Below are 18,272 nucleotides of genomic sequence, written 5' to 3'. Positions count from 1 at the left end.
ATTGATTTTAAAAAATTGTACCCAAAACCAACTCATTGGTCGGTTTTCTTGTTTATACTTAGATTTTAATTCAAGACGACCGCTGATCAAGGAATCCATGGTATTCACTTAAGAAACCCATCAGCTACTTCATATCTAGCGATAAACATATTATCCGTTGCTTGAATTTTTGCACCAACCCTTACTCTTATCGCTGTCCTTTTGGGAAAAAAGACATTGTGTATCATCGTAAAAACTAAAGCTTTTAGGGCAAACAAATTGAACTTAGTTTTTCAACTGACTGAATATCTCTTCCAAGGCCTTATCCAATTGCGGTTGGTTTCCCATTAATCTATCTTCAAAACTTTCTAGGACATTTATGTCCGGAGCTACGCCCGTTTTTTCCAGATTTTCGCCCTCGAGCGTATAACAGCCCCAAGAAGGTAGGCGATAGGAGGAACCGTCCACCAAGCGTTTGGAGGAGGTAAACACGATCCACCTATAGGTTTCCGTTCCAATGATCTGACCCAATTGCAGCGCTTTGAATCCGGCTGCCGTCATTTCGGCATCGCTCAGGGATTGCTCGTTGATCAATAAGATGATAGGTTTTACGGCAGGGGCGAAATTGGGTTGTGGAGACAGGGCACCGTCTCTGTATTTCCAATTTAAATAGGGTTTTTGCGATAAAAATTGCAGCACCTCATCGTGCACATTACCGCCGGTATTGTACCTTAAGTCCAGAATAAGGGCTTCTCTTTGATTGGCTTCGGACACCATTTCCCGTTTAAAGTTTTCCAATTGTCCGCCCGTCATGTTCTTCATGTGTACATAGGCGACTTTTTTATCGCTTTTTGCATCCACATAGGCCTGATTGTTCTTTACCCATTCATCGTACAGCAAGGTACGCTGGGCGCCGCTGGAAATGGGCCTTACCATCACCTTGATCTCCTTGCCACCCCGATCGAACACCAATGGCAGCTCTTTGTCCCTGGATGCTTCCACAAAATAGGATTCACGGTTGGTGTTCGCATTTACGCGCTTTCCGTTCACGGCCACCAAAACATCGCCTTTTTTAAGGTCTTTGCCGGCAACATCCATTGGGCCGTCGGTGATGATGCGCTCCACCTCAAAAGGATTTTCATTGGAAAACCACACTCCAATGGCGTTTGTCCTGGATTCGTAAAACTCGCTTTCTTCCTTGCCGTTGGAATTGAATCCGAAATGGGAGGTGTTAAGTTCGCCCAACATATCGTTGAAAAGGGAACGCAATTGGGCACGGTTGGTCAAATAGGGCAAGTACTGCCCGTATTTTTCATTTAGGGCCGTCCAATCTTCCCCGTGAAAACCGCCGTCGTAAAAATTCTCCTCAAAACCCGCCCAAGCCTCCATAAACATCTGGTTGAACTCTTCGGCCAGACTTTTACGAAAAGTGTAATCGATATCGATTTTTTCTAGTGTATTTTTTTCGATATCCAAAGTGTGTATGGCATTATCGGCCAGTAAAAAATAGGCGTCCTTAGATTTTGCTATGTGATAGCCACGTATTTTAGCATCACTCACTTTTTCTATCTTATTCTTCTCAAAAGGCGTAATCACCGTTTTCCAAAGCTTAGGCTCGCCTTCGTCGTGATTGCTTACATAATATACATGCGTAGCATCGTCTTTGGCTATCGCAAACGGACTTTGCTGTAATCCAAAAATGGGACTTATGGCTTCAATACGGTTCATGATATCCGCAGTATTGATATTAATTATATCGGGTTTTGTGCTTGTAGATTTTGCCGTTTTTTTCTTTTTATCCTTCTCATCTGCTTTTGGAGGTTCTTTTTTAAAAAGTTCGGTATATTTTTCAGATAGATATGGTGCGTCATATTTGTCCAGGGGCATTTTGTAAATCTGCGCATCCTTTAAACCATAAGGATAACTGGGCTTCACCAAGTTTGATACAAAAAACAAGTGTTTGCCATCCGGAGACCACACGGGTTCACTTTCGGTAACACCGGTCTCGCTCAAATTCCATATTTTCTTGTCGGATAATCGAATAACAAATACATCCGACTCAAAATTTCGATACGCATTGTAGGCTACATGAGTACCGTCTGGCGAGAATTGTGGTTGTGGCGCGTACAAAGCCCAAAATTCATCCGTCACCAAAACCTCGCTCTTGAACGAAGACAGGTTTAACGAACGAAGTTCGTCCCTGCCACTAATATAAACGGCTTTGCTTAAGGCTGTATCCAGTTGAATGTTCACATTGTTGCGCAGTTCGTTGGTATGCTGCTTTTCTTGGGCGTTTCCAGTCGCGGAAATGGTAAAAATGTTGCTGTAGCCCTTATGGGTTCTGGTAAATAACAATGTAGCATTGTCTTTTAACCATTTGGCCTCTAAAACGCGTTCTCCCGTTTTTGTATTGATAGGTTTGGTGAATTTGCCTTTTACATCGCTAACAAATAAGACCCCTCGCGATATGAACGCCATTTTTTTACCATCGGGCGAGACATCAAAATGGGTAATGTTATCGGCCACCTTAAAATCCTGATTTTTATTCAAGGTATTGTTGATGGGCATTTGTACCGCCACTTTTTCCGTCGTTTTGGAACTCACGTTGTACACATAAAGTTGATAGTCCTTTTCAAAAACAATCGCTTTGCCATTAGCACTTACTTGCGGTCTTCCGATAGAGGTGTCAAACTGGGTGAGGGCAGTTTTTACTTCGTTATTGAACGTAAATAAATTATACTCTCCGGTATTTTCGTCGGACACAAAATACAGTTGCCCATTTTGGTCAAAAGTCGCCCACATGTCCTTTCCTTCGTAATCGGTGTATTCCTTATAGTTTTTTGTAGCTGGAATGTATGATTTGATATCAGGATTATAAGCTCCTTTATAACGTTTACGGTGGGTGAAGTTTTTACTTTCCCAACTTTCATTGAAGAAAATTTCATCGGTTTTAGGGTGAACCACAATGTTGTGGGTGGTATTGAAGTAGTGCGAAAACAGTGCTTTTGGTGTTCCGCCGTTCCGAGCGACCTCATACCCACTATAGCGGTTATTTCGGGAAGAGGTAAAATAGATAGTTTCTGAATCCCAAGACCAACTATCCACCTCGTCCGTGGCATCATGAAAGGTGAGTTGCTTCACAGTACCGCCGTTTAAAGGCATCACATACACATCTTTATTACCGAATTGGGTGGATGTGAACGCCAACCAATTGCCGTCCGGTGAAATTCTGGGCAGGCTTTCTTCGCCGTCCATAGCGGTTAAACGTACGGCAGTACCTCCGGTGGCGGCCACTTTCCACAAATCGCCATCGTAAGCGTAAATGATGGTATTGGCATCCGGGGAAAGGGTGGGGTCCGATAAAAAATAGGTTTCCTGAGCTCCCAGACTCGGAATAATTGCCAAATAAAGAAGTGCTGCGGTTACATAAAAAAGTGCTTTCATAATAGTATATCATGTATTCTTGAAAGATACGAAAAGATGTTTTTCTAAGATGGAAGTTCAAAAGCTATGGATGCTGTAAAGGACCCTTCTGCGTATGATGAGCGTTATTTATATGAAACGGCGCGATTAGCAATTTACAATAACCCCGTATTCAGGGAGTTATAAGAATGTATGATCCAATAACTTTGTATACAAATAGCTAGAAAGCAAACAAAAATGAATTTCCCATCCCTAAATGATTTGGTAGGTAAAGCAACAGGTGCTTTTCAAAGGTTTCCCGCTACGCTTTTATGGGCAATAAGCGGAACCATGTATACGATTTTGGCGGTTGATGGTACCTTGGGAGAGGACAGCAATACCCAAACAAAGATTATTATTACCCTTATTTTAGGGGTAAGCTGGTTTATTGGTGCCCAATTTTTTATAGAACAACAAAGGAATCCGAAAAAATGGTTGTGGCTAAAACCCGCAATGTTAGTGCTCCTTTTTCTATTCTATTGGCGTATTCCCGATATTTCCGTTTTTGACGAGTCGCCCGTATACGTCACCCGTTTTTTTCTATTTCTGATCGCGGGACATCTTTTTGTCTTTTTCGCCCCTTTTGTGGGGAAGTGGAACCACAGGGCGTATTGGAACTACCTGAACGCTTTAGGTTCTTCCATTTTACGTAGCGGATTTTTTTCTGGTGTTCTATTCTTAGGACTCATATTGGCCCTCTCTGCCGTTGATGCCCTGTTTGGGGTGCGGGTCGATGGCGACCTTTACTTTCAAGTATTCCTCTTTTGCCTGGGCATCGTGAACACCTGGATCTATCTGTCCGATTTTCCAAAGGATATGCACCAACAAACAGAAATACATTTTAAAAAAGCCCTGGAGGTGTTGGTAAAGTACATTCTTATCCCGCTCATAATACTTTATATACTCATCCTATACGCGTACGCCGCCAAAATAGGTGTTCAATGGGAGCTTCCACAGGGCTGGGTCTCTTACTTGGTAACCGCATTGGCATTACTTGGTTTTGTGGTTCAGGTCATCATCGATCCGGTACAAAAACAGTCGGACTCATGGACCATCAGCAAATTTCACCCCTGGTTCTATCGTTTGATGCTGCCCCTTGTTGGACTATTGTTCATTGCCATATTTAGAAGGATATCCGACTATGGCATTACCGAAAACCGTTATTTTGTGGTGGTTATCGCTTGCTGGATATTGGGAACCATCCTTTATCTACTTTTCAACAGGAACAGAAAACTCATAATACTGCCTTGTTCGATTTTTGTTTTGACCCTACTGGCCTCTTTTGGTTTTTGGGGCGCTGCAAGTGTATCGGAACGAAGTCAGGTAGCACAGTTTCAAAAAGTATACGAAACGGTTTTGGCAAATGAAAAGTTAAGCACCTCAGATCAATCCAGCCAGCTAAGGTCTATCTTGAGCTATCTAGAAGAACGAAATGCGTTAACGAAGCTTGATGAATTTACAGGAGTAGCCATGGGCGGCATGTACACCAACGGAAGCGAAAATGGCAGCAAAGGGGAATTTGGATGGTTGGACACTTATAAAGTATTGGACTCTTTGGGAATTGTAGTCCAAAACGGAGCGGAAAACAACCTCAACCCCGGTAACTATTTTTATTATGATGGTAACTATCTGCCAATCGAATACGATATTGAAGGTTATCAAAATATGGTGTCCTTTCTTTTCTGGAACAATTATGATAAGGCCGATACGTTTATCGGCGATTATAGGGTAACCTACAACAATGCAAATATGAACGTGGAGCTGTTCGCTAAAACTAATGCCGACAGTCGCGTACTAGGCATATCCTTAAAGGACCGAATCATTGCCTTATCAAAAAATGATAAAGACCTAAGTAAGGTAGACCCAAAGGAGTTTATGATCCGTACAGAAAACGACAGCTTAAAATCCTTATTGATTTTCAGGGATATCGATTTTTATAAGGAAAGGGACAGCATACATCTGAGTAGGGCCAACATATTACTCTTACTAAAGCAAAAATGACCCTTGACCGTCTTAACCTTTAAACTGGCAAGGGTTTAACTGATCTAATTATTTTGAACGGCACCATCTACAGGATTAGGAATGTCCTTGACTGCCACAGACTTCATCGTTGCATCTATCTTTTCATTTCCAGCAAAAAACGACTCCAACTCCCGTAAGGTTTCTGTAGATGTTTGAATATCCTTTACCACCTCGCCTTTGTTCAAGACCACGATACGTTCACAGACCTCGGTTACATGAATGAGGTCATGGCTGGATACCAACACGGTTACGTTCTCCCTTGCTGCGAGAGCTTTAATAATACCCTTTAAACGGATTTGGGTAGTAGGGTCCAAGTTGGCAAAAGGTTCATCCAAAATAATCACTTCCGGATTTCCAATAAACGAAGCTACGATACCGGCTTTTTTCTGGTTTCCTTTAGATAGGTCGCGCAGGTATTTCTTCTGCCCCAGTATTTCGCCATGGAAAAAGTCTTCATATTGGGCCAGTAAGGCATCAACATCGGCCTTATTGGCGCCTCTAAGGTCACCAATAAAATAAAAGTATTCCTCAGGCGTCAAATAACCGATCAAAAAGCTCTCATCTATGAAGGAAGACGTAAAAGGTTTCCAGTCCTCGCTGGTATTCACCTGAACTCCGTTTGAAGTAATGTGTCCGGAACTGGGCTGAATCAAATCCAACAAAAGGCTAAAAAAGGTCGTTTTACCTGCACCGTTATTCCCTACCAAGCCAAAACTCTGCCCTTTGGGGATTTCTAAATGCTCAATGTTCAATACGACCTGCTTTCCGTACTTTTTGGTTAAATTCTCGGTTAGTATCATGGTTCTTTGATTTTAGGTTTCTGGTTCAAGATTTAAGGTTTCTGACATCGATAGTTTGATGCTAGTTTGCACGTCGACTGCGCTCAGTATTACAGCCAATGACTTGCTTTTCCTCTTTTTTACCATTTTCTTTTATTATTACTGTGCGCTCTTTATCGCTTACTTGTGCACTTATTACTACTTACCGCAACAGCCTACTATTTACTAAATACCGTATACTGACAACTGCAACTGCTTACTAAAATCACCCCGCTTTTTCCTTAAACCCGGCGATCATCCCGTACTTTTTTCTTCGGTATTGTTCCGTGATTTTGGTCAAGAAATAATTCTTCATGGCAAAACCTATCATCCCCAATACCGATAACACCATAAGCGCTACCTCAAACGATATGAGATAGTAAAAAATTGAAAAAAGGACTATCGGAGCAATTAAAACTGGCACCATAATTAGGAACTGTGTGGCACTGGTACCTTGCATATTGCCGAACGGACTCTGATCTAGTTCAATTCTCTTTTTATTGAAAGAGCCAAAAAATAAAATGACCGGTATATTTACGCCCAAGTTATACAGTGCGCAAGCAAAATTAATAGCTAAAATCTTCCAGCCGAAATACACATAAGGGATGGTGAGCAAGAACATGACCACAACGCTCACGGATATTAAGGTTGCCTTGGAGTCCAAATACTTTCTAAGCGGAATGTTCTGGGACATCATCATACTGTAATAACTACTATCCCACGCTGGTATAAACTGCCCGAAGTTACTCAGGAAAATACCCGTCATAAATACGCCCAAAAACACGTTCATGGGCATCATATTGGCATAAATATCCTGGGTATAAAATATCAATCCGTAAAAAACGAACAGTAAGGAAATAAACACCTGACTTTTGGTGCGTTTGTTACGCCATATCATCTTTAGATCCAGCTGTAAGAACGGGCCCATTTCACCAAATTTTTTCGTCCATTCCAAATCGCTGGTGTTCGCTTTAATGGATTTGGCCTTTAAAGTGGCATCCAAATAAATTTTCGTGTACAAATACTTATAATTGATGTAATACATGAATGCCGCAAGGCCAATAGGGACCAAAACAGCCATGGGGTAGGCGTATAAGGCATGGAACATTGGGGCAAAAAATGCCTTCATATCAAAAACCCCGAAATAGTTAAGCGCATAACCCAACACCATACTGCTGCCAATTACGACCAACGCTTTGTCGTTTTTATTGATCAGTAGATTAATATAGTTGATGCAAAGTACAATGGCAAAAATGGCCACGACCCATAGTAATACATTGAGTGCCGGATAGTCATTAAACAAGAGTACGATGGCGAAGGGTACAAAGAAGAATAGGGACAAAAGGTTATACATGGAGACGGCGGAGCGCCCCAAAATATAATGTGCAATGGCACTTTTCTTAACCGGGGTGGTTAGGAAGGGCTTAATATCCATCACGGGTAGCTTTTGCATAAAATACCTAAGAAAAAGCTCTATAAGCACCCAATAAATAAAATACTGACTGATGGTCCACATTGGACTTTGCTCCGGAAAAATCTTTTTAAGGATAAAGTACATGCCGCCGCCAGCACCGGCCAAGGAAACCAACATATAGACCCCAAAGAATCCCATTAGAATCTTTAGGCCAAGGCTCTTACCAAAGGTAGCGGAGCGAAAGAACGACTTCCATTGAAGCCTCGTAAAAAGTTTGAACATAATCGGTTGGTTTTATCGTTCTGATGATTGGTTATCTAAAAATGATTTTTGTTACACTTTCTCTTGAAATTTATATTCTGGATAGGTTTCGGCTAGTAGTTCCTCGGCTTTTGAAGGGATAACGTATGCTGATATAATAAAAAGAATTAGCACGACTATCAGTAGAGCGGTAAAAACTAATTGTCCAAAAGTGTTTTCAAGAAACCCAGCTTTGTTCCCTATAATCACAAAATAGATTGGGAAAAGAAGAAACTGAATGGTAACTCCTTTTTCATAAATCATTTCTTGAAGTAGCCATTTCTTACACAACCCTTCCAAATTACTTTTTAATTGAAAAATCCTTTGGTACATTAAAATTGAAAGTCCCAATAATACAGCTGCTACGCTTATAAATTTAGAATCGCCCTCCGGAAGTGTTCGCAAAAGGCAAAAAACTATCAAAACACCTGAAAACGTGGTAATTATTTTTGGAAACGTCCACCACTTCATAAAATAGCCCCAAAGGATACCCCTATATTTTCTGATCATTGCTTTTTTACGTGCTGCTATTACTTTTTTAAAACCTGCTTTCCCAAATTTTTTGAACTCCCGTTGTTTGGCCTCCTCAAAACCAAGGCTTGGGTGTTCCTCCCATTGTTGTTCTATGCCATTGGCAAGGTGGTCTACGAGCTCTGTTTGTAGGTCGTAGTGTTCTACGTAATGTGCTCTGGTGAACTTGTAGAGGTCTTGTATGTGGTCTTGGGTTAGAGTCATGCAAAATACGTTTTATGGATTTGTTGATACTCCCGAAACTTCCTTAAAAACACCTGTATCTGAACAAATACAAATGGGAATAAAACAGCAAAAGTGAATAGAATATAGCCTAAACCATAATTTAATTCCAAGTTGGAGGACAAAACCGTAAAACCAAATTGTATTATGTTGAAAAACCCAACAAACATCAAGGATAGCGAACTTAATGTGGATAAATAAAGTGACTTCAAGGCCTTTTTCTGGTTAATTGCAATAATTATAAATGGCACCATAGAAATAAAAAATAATAGAAAAAGTAAGGTATGAAAAGCCATTTGGATAGAAAGTATGCCATTACTTAGGGTATGGTAAAGAATAGTTCCAAAGCCAACAAATAATGCAACCAGTAAAGGGTTCTTAAAAAACCGAATAATGGCAAATCTTAATTCCCTTCGTAATGATTTATTAAGTTCGATATGTTTTAATTGCATCAACTTTTTATACCCAGAATTGTCTGCATAAATAGACTCGGTAAAAATCCAACTTTTCTGGTCTTTACTTAGTTTTTTAGATTTAAAGCTATTCCCAAAACTTAGGTGTACCTGTTTTAGTGCGTTTTCAAATACTTCTCCGTTATGCATACGTTCTTGCACATCTGTTGCAATATGATCTAGCAGTTCCATACGCACATCCCAGAATTTCACCTTGTTTTTAATAAGGTACGCTTCTATGAAGTTTATTTGATACCGACTCAGCTTCATAGATTGACCAATTTTAGTTTTACCTCTTTTCGTTTTGCATAAAACAATGCTAACCAAGCCATATTGCTAATGAAAAAAAAGCTGGTCGTGAGTTCTACTAATAGTGGGTAGTCTTCTAAAAACAGGTTATATCCTCCAAAAAGATTATAGAAAAAATTGAGGAAGTGTGTTGACAACAAAATAGGCCAAGCCAAAGTCTCCAAGCTAGAAAAGCGGTATTTTGCTTTCGGGAACATGCCAACGAAGTAAAGTATAACGGAAACCATATGAACTAACCATACGAACATTAGGTAAGGGAAACGAACACCGAACCAAGATTCCCAAACAAACAATACGCCCGTTGAAACAACAGATAATACTAAAAAAGGAACTGTAAGCATTTTTCTTCCCAAAATGCCAAAAGACTTCTTTTGAAGGTCTTTGCGTAGCTTTTTATAGTCCTTCTCCAGCTGTTTTTTGTGCTGTACCATGTAATCTTTAAAGGCATCATAAAAAGAACGATTGTTATCGCTCATCTCTTTTTCCAAAGTAGTAGCTATATGATCTAACAACTCCATACGCACATCAATAAATTGAATATCCATGTTGATCAGATAAGTGTCTATGAATTGTAGTTCTTCCCTGGTTAATCTCATAAAGAATACATTTTTACCTTTTTAACATGAGCTTTGTACAAATCGATAAAATTGAAAGAAAAACAGAGTAGAAAGACATGTATGCCAAAGAAAACAGCCATGAATTCACCTTCTTGCCTCACCCAATATAGGTTACCCAGCAACGGATTAAAAACTACAAGCCACGCCATAAAATAACCCATAGAGGCCTTGAACATCATTTTATCCGTAGTGTTCTTGCCCTTGGCCCTCATTTTTAGAAAGAGAAGGGCAATTGCAGTAAAAGCGAAAACATAAAAATACCCGAATAGGGTATGAAAAGTCGCTATGGGGACCAAATCGGTCTTTATAAAAACAATTAGCGGTAAAAGGGCTCCCAACGTCATAATACCGGCCTTGATGTACATTTCCTTGATGCCCAACCAGTAACGCCTTAAAACGATTTTTGGAGTTTTAAAGTGGACCTGACCCTCTGCCATGGTATAAGCATCCAATTCTGACTGCCATTTTATTTTTTCCAATGCAAAAGCTTCCTCAAAACAAAGTCCATCAGTTTCCATACTGCCTTCCGTTCCTAAAAGGATATGGTCTAAAATCTCGTACTTTAAATCTATCTGATGAATTCCTTTGGTTTTCAAATAGACTTCTATTTTTTGGTATTGCTCTTGGCTTACTTTCATCGTACCGCTTTTAATTGATACTCCATTTAGGATTCACTAACTTCTGCATACTCCTAATAAATTCCTCCAGTTCTGCCAAACGGTTTACCGTTTCCTTTTCGCCCGCCTCGGTAAGTTTGTAGTATTTACGTAGTCGGTTATCTACCTTAGCCACCTCAACATCCAAAAGGCCTTCGGCCTCTAGTTTATGAAGTGCAGGATATAGGGCGCCTTCCGTAATTTTTAGCTCCCCCTTGGTAAGCGCTTTCACTTTTTGGGTTATTTCGTAGCCGTACATCTTCCCTTCTTCATCTAGCAACTTTAGGATAATGGTGTTTAGACTGCCCTTGTATAATTTTGAATTTGCCATAAGCCCCTCCTAACCTCCCCAAAAGGGAGGAATTATTTGTGTTTATTTAAACAGAATGTTCTATCCCGATGCCTAATATATATTGTGACAAACCTAATTTTACGGTTTTGGCATTTGCCTTAAAAGACCTCCTTTGGCCCCTACCAACGAGGAGGTAGCTTTAATTTAAAAGCAGCTCATTTACTTTTTTTACTACCGTCTACAAACTACCCGCTAGCAACTAAGCGAACAGATTGCTTCGTCGCAACAATCAGCGTTCATCACTTCACCCCTTTATTTGCTCCTCGCAAAGACGTCCCCTAGCGCCTCCCGAGGAGGGGGATGACTTTTGCCTCACTTTAGCTTTAATTTAAAAACAGCTCGTTTACTTTTTTTACTACCGTCCATAAACTACCGGTTAAGAAACGGATTGCTTTGTCGCAAAAATCAGCGTTCATAACTTCACCTTTTTATTTGCTCCTCGCAAAGACGTTCCCTGATGAAGTTCAAGCACAAGTTAAAAAAGGTTTTGCGCTTTACGCCTTTCTGGTCGGTTCAAAAAGTACTTTTCGCTTCTTAACTCATTACCTTTTATCATAATGGACCATCCGCCTCAACTTGAAACAACAGAAACCGAAAACCATTCTTTACTACCCTCTAACATCCAAATATACATAATTTTCTTATGCATAAGAATTCTAGGTATGTTTTTTTGAAGTTTCCGTTTTGTATCGGTATTGCATTGCTTAATTTTACATCTTATTTAAAGAAGAAAGATATTATGGCCGATTTTCATGCGCTAACCGTAAAAGCAATTAAGAAATTAACCCCTAGTTCCGTAGCGGTAACTTTTGAGATTCCCGCAAACCTTGCACAGGATTTTGCATTTACCGCAGGGCAATACATTACCATTAAAAAAGACATAAAAGGAAAAGAGCTGCGCCGGGCCTACTCCATTAGCTCTGCCCCTACGGCTGCCGATATCACCATAGGTATTAAGCGTGTAGACCGTGGAGGATTTTCGGACTATGCCAGTACTAAACTTCAGGTTGGGGATACGCTCGAAGTGATGCCGCCCGAGGGCAGGTTCACTTTTAAATCCTCGGATGTTAAACGTATTGCCGCTTTCGCGGCCGGTAGTGGCATCACCCCCATAATGAGCATAGCCAAAACGGTTTTGGACAGCAATCCTAAAAATACATTTGTATTGGTCTACGGAAATAAATCCTACGAGGAGACCATGTTCTACACCGATCTAGTGAAATTACAACTAGATTACCCAGATCGGTTTTTTGTGTATTTCACCAACAGCCAAACCAAGGAAGACCAAGCCTTGTTTGGTCGTATAGACACTTCTACCGTTAATTATGCCTTAAAAAACAAACATAAGGACGTGAATTTTGATGGCTACTACCTGTGTGGCCCGGAACAAATGATTTACTTGGTTACCGACACCTTGGTAGAAAATGATGTGCCCAAGGATAAAATTCATTTTGAACTGTTTACCACGTCGGAAATAAAGGAGGAAATGCCGGTTGTAGCCGAGGGACAGACCACGGTTAAAGTCATTGTGGACGATGAAGAGTTTGAACTCACCATGGACAAAAAGATGCTGGTTCTGGATGCCGTTCTAAAGGAAAACATAGATGCGCCCTACTCTTGCCAAGGTGGTGTGTGCAGCAGTTGTATTGCAAAAGTTAAGGAAGGCAAAGCGGAAATGGTCAAAAATCAGATCCTGACCGATGGCGAAATTGCGGATGGGTACATTCTTACCTGTCAAGCACATCCTACCACACCAACTTTGACGGTGGATTATGATGATGTGTAAAAAGTAATTAGTAGGAAGTTGTTAGTCGGTAGAACGAAGCGTTTTAAATTTTTTGGTAGCTGTTTCATATCCAATAGCATAAGCCTTTTCTAATCCCTTTCTGTCGAGAATACCGATATGTTCCAGTTCTCGGGGCTCAAAGAGCAGATCGCACTTATCTATTTTTTCCCTGTTGATGGCATAAATCATCAATCCGGTTACTCTTCCTGTTAATTGAATGGAGTTGTTCAAATCCTTTTTCTGAGACTTGGATACGATGGAAACATTGCTCCCGATTACAAAATCGACCTTGCCAACAACCGGTTCTGAAGGGAAATTGTTCATAATGCCCCCATCGGCATATAACATATCCTTATACCTTACCGGACTAAAAACCGGAGGTAATGCGGCAGATGCCAACAAGGGTTTTATAAGTTCGCCTTTGGTAATAAACTCCTCTTCCCCTAATTCTAGGTTTGTGGCCACTACATGAAGTTCTTTTTTTAATCCTTCAAAACTATCATGTGGGAAGTAGGACTTAAAAATATCGATGTAGCGTTCTGTATCTATCAGTCCGGGTTTTGCCAAGGCAAAGTAATTGTATTTAAAAAGGGGTGTTTCCTTAAAGAAACGCATCATGTCCAACACAGAAGTGCCGTTGGCATAAAGAGCGCCTACCAGAGCGCCTACACTGCTGCCCGTTACGATTTTTGCTTCCAATCCAAACTCCTCCATGGCTTTTAAAACCCCTATATGGGCCATGCCACGAACGCCTCCTCCTGATAAGACAAGTCCTAACTTTTGGGATTGTAGTTTTTCTAGGTTCATTACTCCGATTTAACCACAAAAGTAATGGGTTTATTGAATTTCACGTCTTTATTCAGCATCATTAGTAGGTTGCCAAACCGACTTCCTAGTCGGGCATTGACTTAAAACAGGCATACGGTAAACTAAATTTTGCATTTTAACCCTAGTTTTTCGTTTTCTAACGTCGGTTTACCGCAACTCAACACACTCATGTAGCCCTTAAACAAACTAGTTGGTCGGTTTTATTAAAAATTCACATTACCAACTTGTAATGAACTTTTTACACTAACGACCAAGCCATAGTATCCTTTTTATCGTAAATTTACGTAGCTAAGTAAAAGAACCCTGTTGAAGCATTCCCATAATACCGCCATTCTGGTCTTTGCCAATTCTGCCCAAACGGAATTGTCCCGTAAACCCATGCCAAAAGGTGAGCTTTTATTTACCGGCCTCACCCAAGATACCTTAAAGAAGGTACAGGCAACAGGAATACCCTACTTTCATATTTCGGAAACCCAACAAAAAGGGACTTCTTTTGGAGCGCGTTTTACCAACGCTATACAGGAAGTTTTTGAAAGCGGTTTTGAGAACATCATCACCATAGGTAATGACACGCCCCAACTAAAAACCGCACACATACTAAAAGCACATGCCGCTATACAGGCTGGAAAAACAGTTTTAGGACCTTCTTTAGACGGTGGGTTTTACTTGATGGGGATTCATAAATCCAACTTTGACCGGGACTCGTTTAAAAATTTACCTTGGCAGCGGTTTAACCTTTTCCAGCGAATTTCTGCACTTTTAGTACAAACAGATAGTACTGTACATCAATTGCCGATACTTAACGATATTGATTCGTTTTATGATGTAAAGCGACTCGCATCCTTTAGAAAATCGATTTCTTCTACCGTATTACGGTTACTAGCCTTGGTGTTGCGGTTAGGACAAGAATTTCAAACCATCCTGATTTCTTTCCTTTCGGCCGTACTGCTTCAACGACCGCATAATAAAGGCTCGCCCTTACTACTTCATTCCTAGTTTTATTGAAACGATGGACGATTCCGTCTAATATACGAATTCACGCTATTCAACTACATGAAGTATGTTTTGTTGGCTATGACCCTGTTCATAGCAACTTTTACCATTGCACAGGAAACTGTTTCTGGCACCATAACGGACGCCGAAGGTGTTCCCATTCCCTACGTAAACGTCCAGTTAAACGGCACAACCAAAGGGACTATCGCTAACGAGGAAGGAGCATACAACCTTAATATTCCGGCTTTACGCGGTACATTAAAATTTTCTGTCATCGGCTATGAAACACAAACTGTTCCTATTAATGGAAAAGCTCTTATTGATGTAAGCTTACTAGCGTCCTCCGAAGAACTGGATGAAGTAGTGCTCACCGCTTTAGGACTTAAAAGAGAGACCAAGGAACTGGGCTATGTAGTGCAAAGTCTAGATGCGAAAGGCGTAACTGAGGTGAAAGCCGTCAATTTTCTGGATAATCTTGCCGGAAAACTGGCCGGGGTAACCATTAACCAAGGGGCTACAGGGGTAGGGTCGTCTTCAAAAATTACCATACGGGGAGAAGCCTCCTTCTCCAACAACAATCCCTTGTTTATCGTAGACGGTGTGCCCATCAATAACAATTCGGTCTTCAATTTTACCAATGAGGCAGCGGCAGGTTTTCAATCGGTCGACTTTGGAAACGGTGCCATGGAGGTGAACCCAGATGATATTGCGGAAGTATCGGTCTTAAAAGGCCCCAGTGCAGCAGCGCTATACGGCGCACGTGCCTCCAACGGCGTAATCGTCATAGAAACCAAAAGCGGTAAAAACACCCAAGGTCTTGGCATCAGTTACAATACCAGCTTTTTTGTGGATTCCGCCTTTCGCCTGCCCGATTTTCAAAATGAGTTTGGGCAAGGACAATCCGGAGTGTTCGAATTTGTAGACGGACTAGGAGGCGGAACCAGTGATAACATTACCTACAGCTGGGGGCCACGATTGGATGCCGGCAATCTTATTCCACAATTTGATAGTCCGGTTACCTTAGCGGATGGCACCGTAGTACGTGGCGCAGACACCGCATTGTACAGTGATTTGCCCATTACGCCTTCCGAGTTCCGTTCCAACCCCAATAACCTACGGGATTTCTACAAAACCGGGACTACCCTCATCAATAATATCGCTATATCCAACGGATTTGATACCGGAAATTACCGACTCTCTTTTACAGATTTACGAAGTGAGTCTATAATCCCAGGCGTAAATCTAGACCGTCAAACCATAAGTGCTAGATTGGGATTTATGCCTACCGATAGACTAAGCATAAATTCATCTATCAGCTATGTAAATTCACAAAGTGATAACAGGCCGTCTAGTGGTTATGGATCGGAAAACGTGAACTATTCCCTAGTGGCCTGGGGACCGCGGTCATTGAACATCGATAGTCTTCGAGATTATTGGCAACCCGGTCTGGAAGGCGTGCAACAATATTCTTACAACTATACCTTTTTTGACAATCCGTTTTTCATCTTAAACGAAAACCGCAATTCCTTTAACAGAGATCGTGTTTTTGGAACTATATCCGCTAGTTATGACATTACAAATCATTTAACGGCAACGATACGTTCCGGGATGGATTACTCCAGCGAATTACGTCGACTACGGCGCGCGTTTAGTTCTAACCGCTTTAGGAACGGGGCTTATGCGGAACACGATGTATTCTACAGGGAGATAAATACCGATTTTCTCTTTAACTATACCAATCGGTTTAATGATTTTAAGGTTGACGTTTCTTTAGGCGGAAATAGATTGAACCAGAAGGCATTTACCTCACAAGCGCAAACCACGCGGTTGGCGCAGCCGGGTATTTTTCGCCTTTCCAATGGCGCGTCTCCTATTGAAGTTTTTGAGTTCGAGTCCAATAAACGTATCAATAGTTTTTACGGGCTTGCAAAATTTGGCTACAAGGATTTTCTGTTTTTGGACATTACGGCCAGGAACGACTGGTCCAGTGCTTTGGCAACCCCTTTATCGGTGGATAATACCTCCTTCTTTTACCCTTCTTTCTCCAGTAGTTTTATTTTATCGGAAGTCGCGGAATTACCGGAGGTCATCTCGTTTGCAAAGCTAAGGGCGAGTTGGGCACAGGTGGGTAACGATACCAATCCGTACCAGACAACAGGAGCTTTTGTAGCACAAACGCCTTTTAACGGTCAGCCTACCTTTAGCAATCAGAATACCATTGCAAATCCTAACCTATTACCGGAAACTACCTCTTCCTTTGAGGTAGGCGCAGATTTACGATTTTTCAACGATCAATTACGTTTTGATATTTCCTATTACAATGCAGTTACACTAGACCAAATTATTTCACTGCCCATTGGAATCTCCTCCGGGTTTACCCAACGGGTAGTCAATGGCGGTAAAGTACGGGCGAAAGGATTGGAAATTATAGCAGGTATTTCTCCTTTAATTTCTGAAAATTTTCAATGGAACAGCACGTTAAACTTTAGCACGAGTAGAGCTACCGTAGAAGATTTACCACAAGACGAAGGCCGACTCACATTGGCCTACTCCAGAATTTACGACAGTCAAAACCAAACGGTATTTCTACAGGTAGAAGAAGGGGGTCGTGTGGGAGACCTTTTTGGAACCGGATACTTAAAAAACGACAATGGAGATTTTGTCCTAACCAATGAAGGCCGATATATTCCAGATAACAATCTCCAAAAATTAGGGAATGCAAATCCTGATTTCATGTTGGGGTTCAGCAATCAATTTGCCTACAAAAATTGGAATTTAGGCTTTCTGTTGGATTGGCGTCATGGAGGTATTGTTGTTTCTCGTACTAGAGCTTTAGGAAATGTTGGGGGACAATTAGCCGAAACCTCCTTTAGACCCGAAGAAGGCATTATCCCGGAGGGCGTTGTCAACACGGGAACCGATGCCAACCCGGCATTTACACCCAATACGATTGCGGTAAGCGCAGAAAGTTATTATCGGCAATTTTACGACCGAAACCATGAGGAGAATAATACATACAATGCGTCTTTTCTTAAGCTACGGCAGTTTTCTGTAGGATATACATTTGATAACCTCAGCCTATTTAACCAAGATGCAAGCCTTAGTTTGTCACTAATTGGACGAAACTTATTCGCCATTACCGAAAATCCACATTTTGACCCTGAGCAATTAGCGGTCCAGGGACAAGGATTTGTTAACGGCGTAGAAGATATGTCCTACGCCACCACGCGTAGTTTTGGTTTTAAAGCAGGTTTTAATTTTTAAGAAAAAAATGAAATATATAAAGATAACTTCCAATGAAATAAGCTCCCCTAACCCCTCCCAAGAAGGGGGAACTGGTCTTTGGTTGGTTTCAAGAATTTCCCTCAAAAGAACATTTCTCATAAAAAGTATAAAGACGATGTTTTCTCCCCTTTCAATCATATCTAAAAAGGAGGGACTGAGGGAGATGTCCTCCAAAGCTAAAATCTCAAATCCAATACATGATATTGTGGCCATGGCTCGGGATTTCAATCCCTTCCGTCTTTTGTC

The 18,272-nt window shown here is 41.1% G+C and carries 13 protein-coding genes; 4 read left to right on the top strand and 9 right to left on the bottom strand.

Translation table 11 applies throughout. The annotated features are described in order from the left end of the window. Window positions 1–264 precede the first annotated feature (264 nt). Entirely contained in the window at window positions 265–3,423 is a 3,159-nt protein-coding gene (locus ACFQZJ_RS00320; RefSeq protein ID WP_379931551.1) for a S41 family peptidase, read from the bottom strand. Between the two features lie 216 nt (window positions 3,424–3,639). On the opposite strand from ACFQZJ_RS00320, the gene ACFQZJ_RS00315 reads away from it, so the two are divergent. Beyond that, window positions 3,640–5,442 (top strand): DUF4153 domain-containing protein, encoded by a 1,803-nt coding sequence (locus ACFQZJ_RS00315; RefSeq protein ID WP_379931550.1) that lies wholly within the window; start codon window positions 3,640–3,642, stop codon window positions 5,440–5,442. A 44-nt stretch (window positions 5,443–5,486) separates the two neighbouring features. Here the strand turns inward: ACFQZJ_RS00315 and ACFQZJ_RS00310 are convergent, their stop codons facing one another. The 7 genes from ACFQZJ_RS00310 to ACFQZJ_RS00280 form a co-directional block, all read right to left on the bottom strand. Further along, window positions 5,487–6,263: an ABC transporter ATP-binding protein gene (locus ACFQZJ_RS00310; protein ID WP_379931548.1), complete on the bottom strand. Its 777-nt coding sequence runs from the start codon at window positions 6,261–6,263 to the stop codon at window positions 5,487–5,489. Window positions 6,264–6,507: 244 nt separating this feature from the next. Then, entirely contained in the window at window positions 6,508–7,977 is a 1,470-nt protein-coding gene (locus ACFQZJ_RS00305) for a DUF5687 family protein (protein ID WP_379931546.1), read from the bottom strand. 51 nt (window positions 7,978–8,028) lie between these two features. Then, window positions 8,029–8,730, bottom strand: coding sequence for a hypothetical protein (locus tag ACFQZJ_RS00300; RefSeq protein ID WP_379931545.1), 702 nt, complete (start codon window positions 8,728–8,730; stop codon window positions 8,029–8,031). Next, the gene (locus ACFQZJ_RS00295) at window positions 8,727–9,470 is read right to left on the bottom strand and encodes a hypothetical protein (RefSeq protein ID WP_379931543.1); all 744 of its coding nucleotides are present in this window, start codon (window positions 9,468–9,470) and stop codon (window positions 8,727–8,729) included. Before ACFQZJ_RS00295 ends, ACFQZJ_RS00300 begins: the two co-directional genes overlap by 4 nt. Continuing rightward, window positions 9,467–10,105, bottom strand: coding sequence for a hypothetical protein (locus tag ACFQZJ_RS00290; RefSeq protein WP_379931541.1), 639 nt, complete (start codon window positions 10,103–10,105; stop codon window positions 9,467–9,469). Before ACFQZJ_RS00290 ends, ACFQZJ_RS00295 begins: the two co-directional genes overlap by 4 nt. Then, window positions 10,102–10,764, bottom strand: a complete 663-nt coding sequence (locus ACFQZJ_RS00285) for a hypothetical protein (protein ID WP_379931540.1) — start codon at window positions 10,762–10,764, stop codon at window positions 10,102–10,104. Before ACFQZJ_RS00285 ends, ACFQZJ_RS00290 begins: the two co-directional genes overlap by 4 nt. A 10-nt stretch (window positions 10,765–10,774) precedes the next feature. Next, window positions 10,775–11,113 (bottom strand): PadR family transcriptional regulator, encoded by a 339-nt coding sequence (locus ACFQZJ_RS00280; protein WP_379931539.1) that lies wholly within the window; start codon window positions 11,111–11,113, stop codon window positions 10,775–10,777. Window positions 11,114–11,873: 760 nt separating this feature from the next. Here ACFQZJ_RS00280 and ACFQZJ_RS00275 point away from each other — a divergent pair. Further along, window positions 11,874–12,920, top strand: a complete 1,047-nt coding sequence (locus tag ACFQZJ_RS00275) for a 2Fe-2S iron-sulfur cluster-binding protein (RefSeq protein ID WP_379933096.1) — start codon at window positions 11,874–11,876, stop codon at window positions 12,918–12,920. Window positions 12,921–12,941: 21 nt separating this feature from the next. Here the strand turns inward: ACFQZJ_RS00275 and ACFQZJ_RS00270 are convergent, their stop codons facing one another. Beyond that, window positions 12,942–13,727, bottom strand: a complete 786-nt coding sequence (locus ACFQZJ_RS00270) for a patatin-like phospholipase family protein (protein ID WP_379931538.1) — start codon at window positions 13,725–13,727, stop codon at window positions 12,942–12,944. Between the two features lie 327 nt (window positions 13,728–14,054). On the opposite strand from ACFQZJ_RS00270, the gene ACFQZJ_RS00265 reads away from it, so the two are divergent. Beyond that, a complete protein-coding gene (locus ACFQZJ_RS00265; RefSeq protein ID WP_379931537.1) occupies window positions 14,055–14,744 on the top strand; it encodes a TIGR04282 family arsenosugar biosynthesis glycosyltransferase in 690 nt (229 codons plus the stop codon). A 57-nt stretch (window positions 14,745–14,801) separates the two neighbouring features. Beyond that, window positions 14,802–18,005, top strand: coding sequence for a SusC/RagA family TonB-linked outer membrane protein (locus tag ACFQZJ_RS00260; protein WP_379931536.1), 3,204 nt, complete (start codon window positions 14,802–14,804; stop codon window positions 18,003–18,005). Window positions 18,006–18,272: the final 267 nt, after the last annotated feature.

Source organism: Maribacter chungangensis (genome assembly GCF_042676845.1).
In the GTDB taxonomy this organism is placed as follows: Bacteria; Bacteroidota; Bacteroidia; order Flavobacteriales; family Flavobacteriaceae; genus Maribacter; species Maribacter chungangensis.
This window is presented reverse-complemented; position numbering and strand designations above follow the sequence as displayed.

What these genes read in the sequence shown, in the direction of transcription:
- ACFQZJ_RS00320 (WP_379931551.1), bottom strand. Translation starts at nt 3,423, where the DNA reads ATGAAAGCACTTTTTTATGTAACCGCAGCACTTCTTTATTTGGCAATT.
- ACFQZJ_RS00315 (WP_379931550.1), top strand. Translation starts at nt 3,640, where the DNA reads ATGAATTTCCCATCCCTAAATGATTTGGTAGGTAAAGCAACAGGTGCT.
- ACFQZJ_RS00310 (WP_379931548.1), bottom strand. Translation starts at nt 6,263, where the DNA reads ATGATACTAACCGAGAATTTAACCAAAAAGTACGGAAAGCAGGTCGTA.
- ACFQZJ_RS00305 (WP_379931546.1), bottom strand. Translation starts at nt 7,977, where the DNA reads ATGTTCAAACTTTTTACGAGGCTTCAATGGAAGTCGTTCTTTCGCTCC.
- ACFQZJ_RS00300 (WP_379931545.1), bottom strand. Translation starts at nt 8,730, where the DNA reads ATGACTCTAACCCAAGACCACATACAAGACCTCTACAAGTTCACCAGA.
- ACFQZJ_RS00295 (WP_379931543.1), bottom strand. Translation starts at nt 9,470, where the DNA reads ATGAAGCTGAGTCGGTATCAAATAAACTTCATAGAAGCGTACCTTATT.
- ACFQZJ_RS00290 (WP_379931541.1), bottom strand. Translation starts at nt 10,105, where the DNA reads ATGAGATTAACCAGGGAAGAACTACAATTCATAGACACTTATCTGATC.
- ACFQZJ_RS00285 (WP_379931540.1), bottom strand. Translation starts at nt 10,764, where the DNA reads ATGAAAGTAAGCCAAGAGCAATACCAAAAAATAGAAGTCTATTTGAAA.
- ACFQZJ_RS00280 (WP_379931539.1), bottom strand. Translation starts at nt 11,113, where the DNA reads ATGGCAAATTCAAAATTATACAAGGGCAGTCTAAACACCATTATCCTA.
- ACFQZJ_RS00275 (WP_379933096.1), top strand. Translation starts at nt 11,874, where the DNA reads ATGGCCGATTTTCATGCGCTAACCGTAAAAGCAATTAAGAAATTAACC.
- ACFQZJ_RS00270 (WP_379931538.1), bottom strand. Translation starts at nt 13,727, where the DNA reads ATGAACCTAGAAAAACTACAATCCCAAAAGTTAGGACTTGTCTTATCA.
- ACFQZJ_RS00260 (WP_379931536.1), top strand. Translation starts at nt 14,802, where the DNA reads ATGAAGTATGTTTTGTTGGCTATGACCCTGTTCATAGCAACTTTTACC.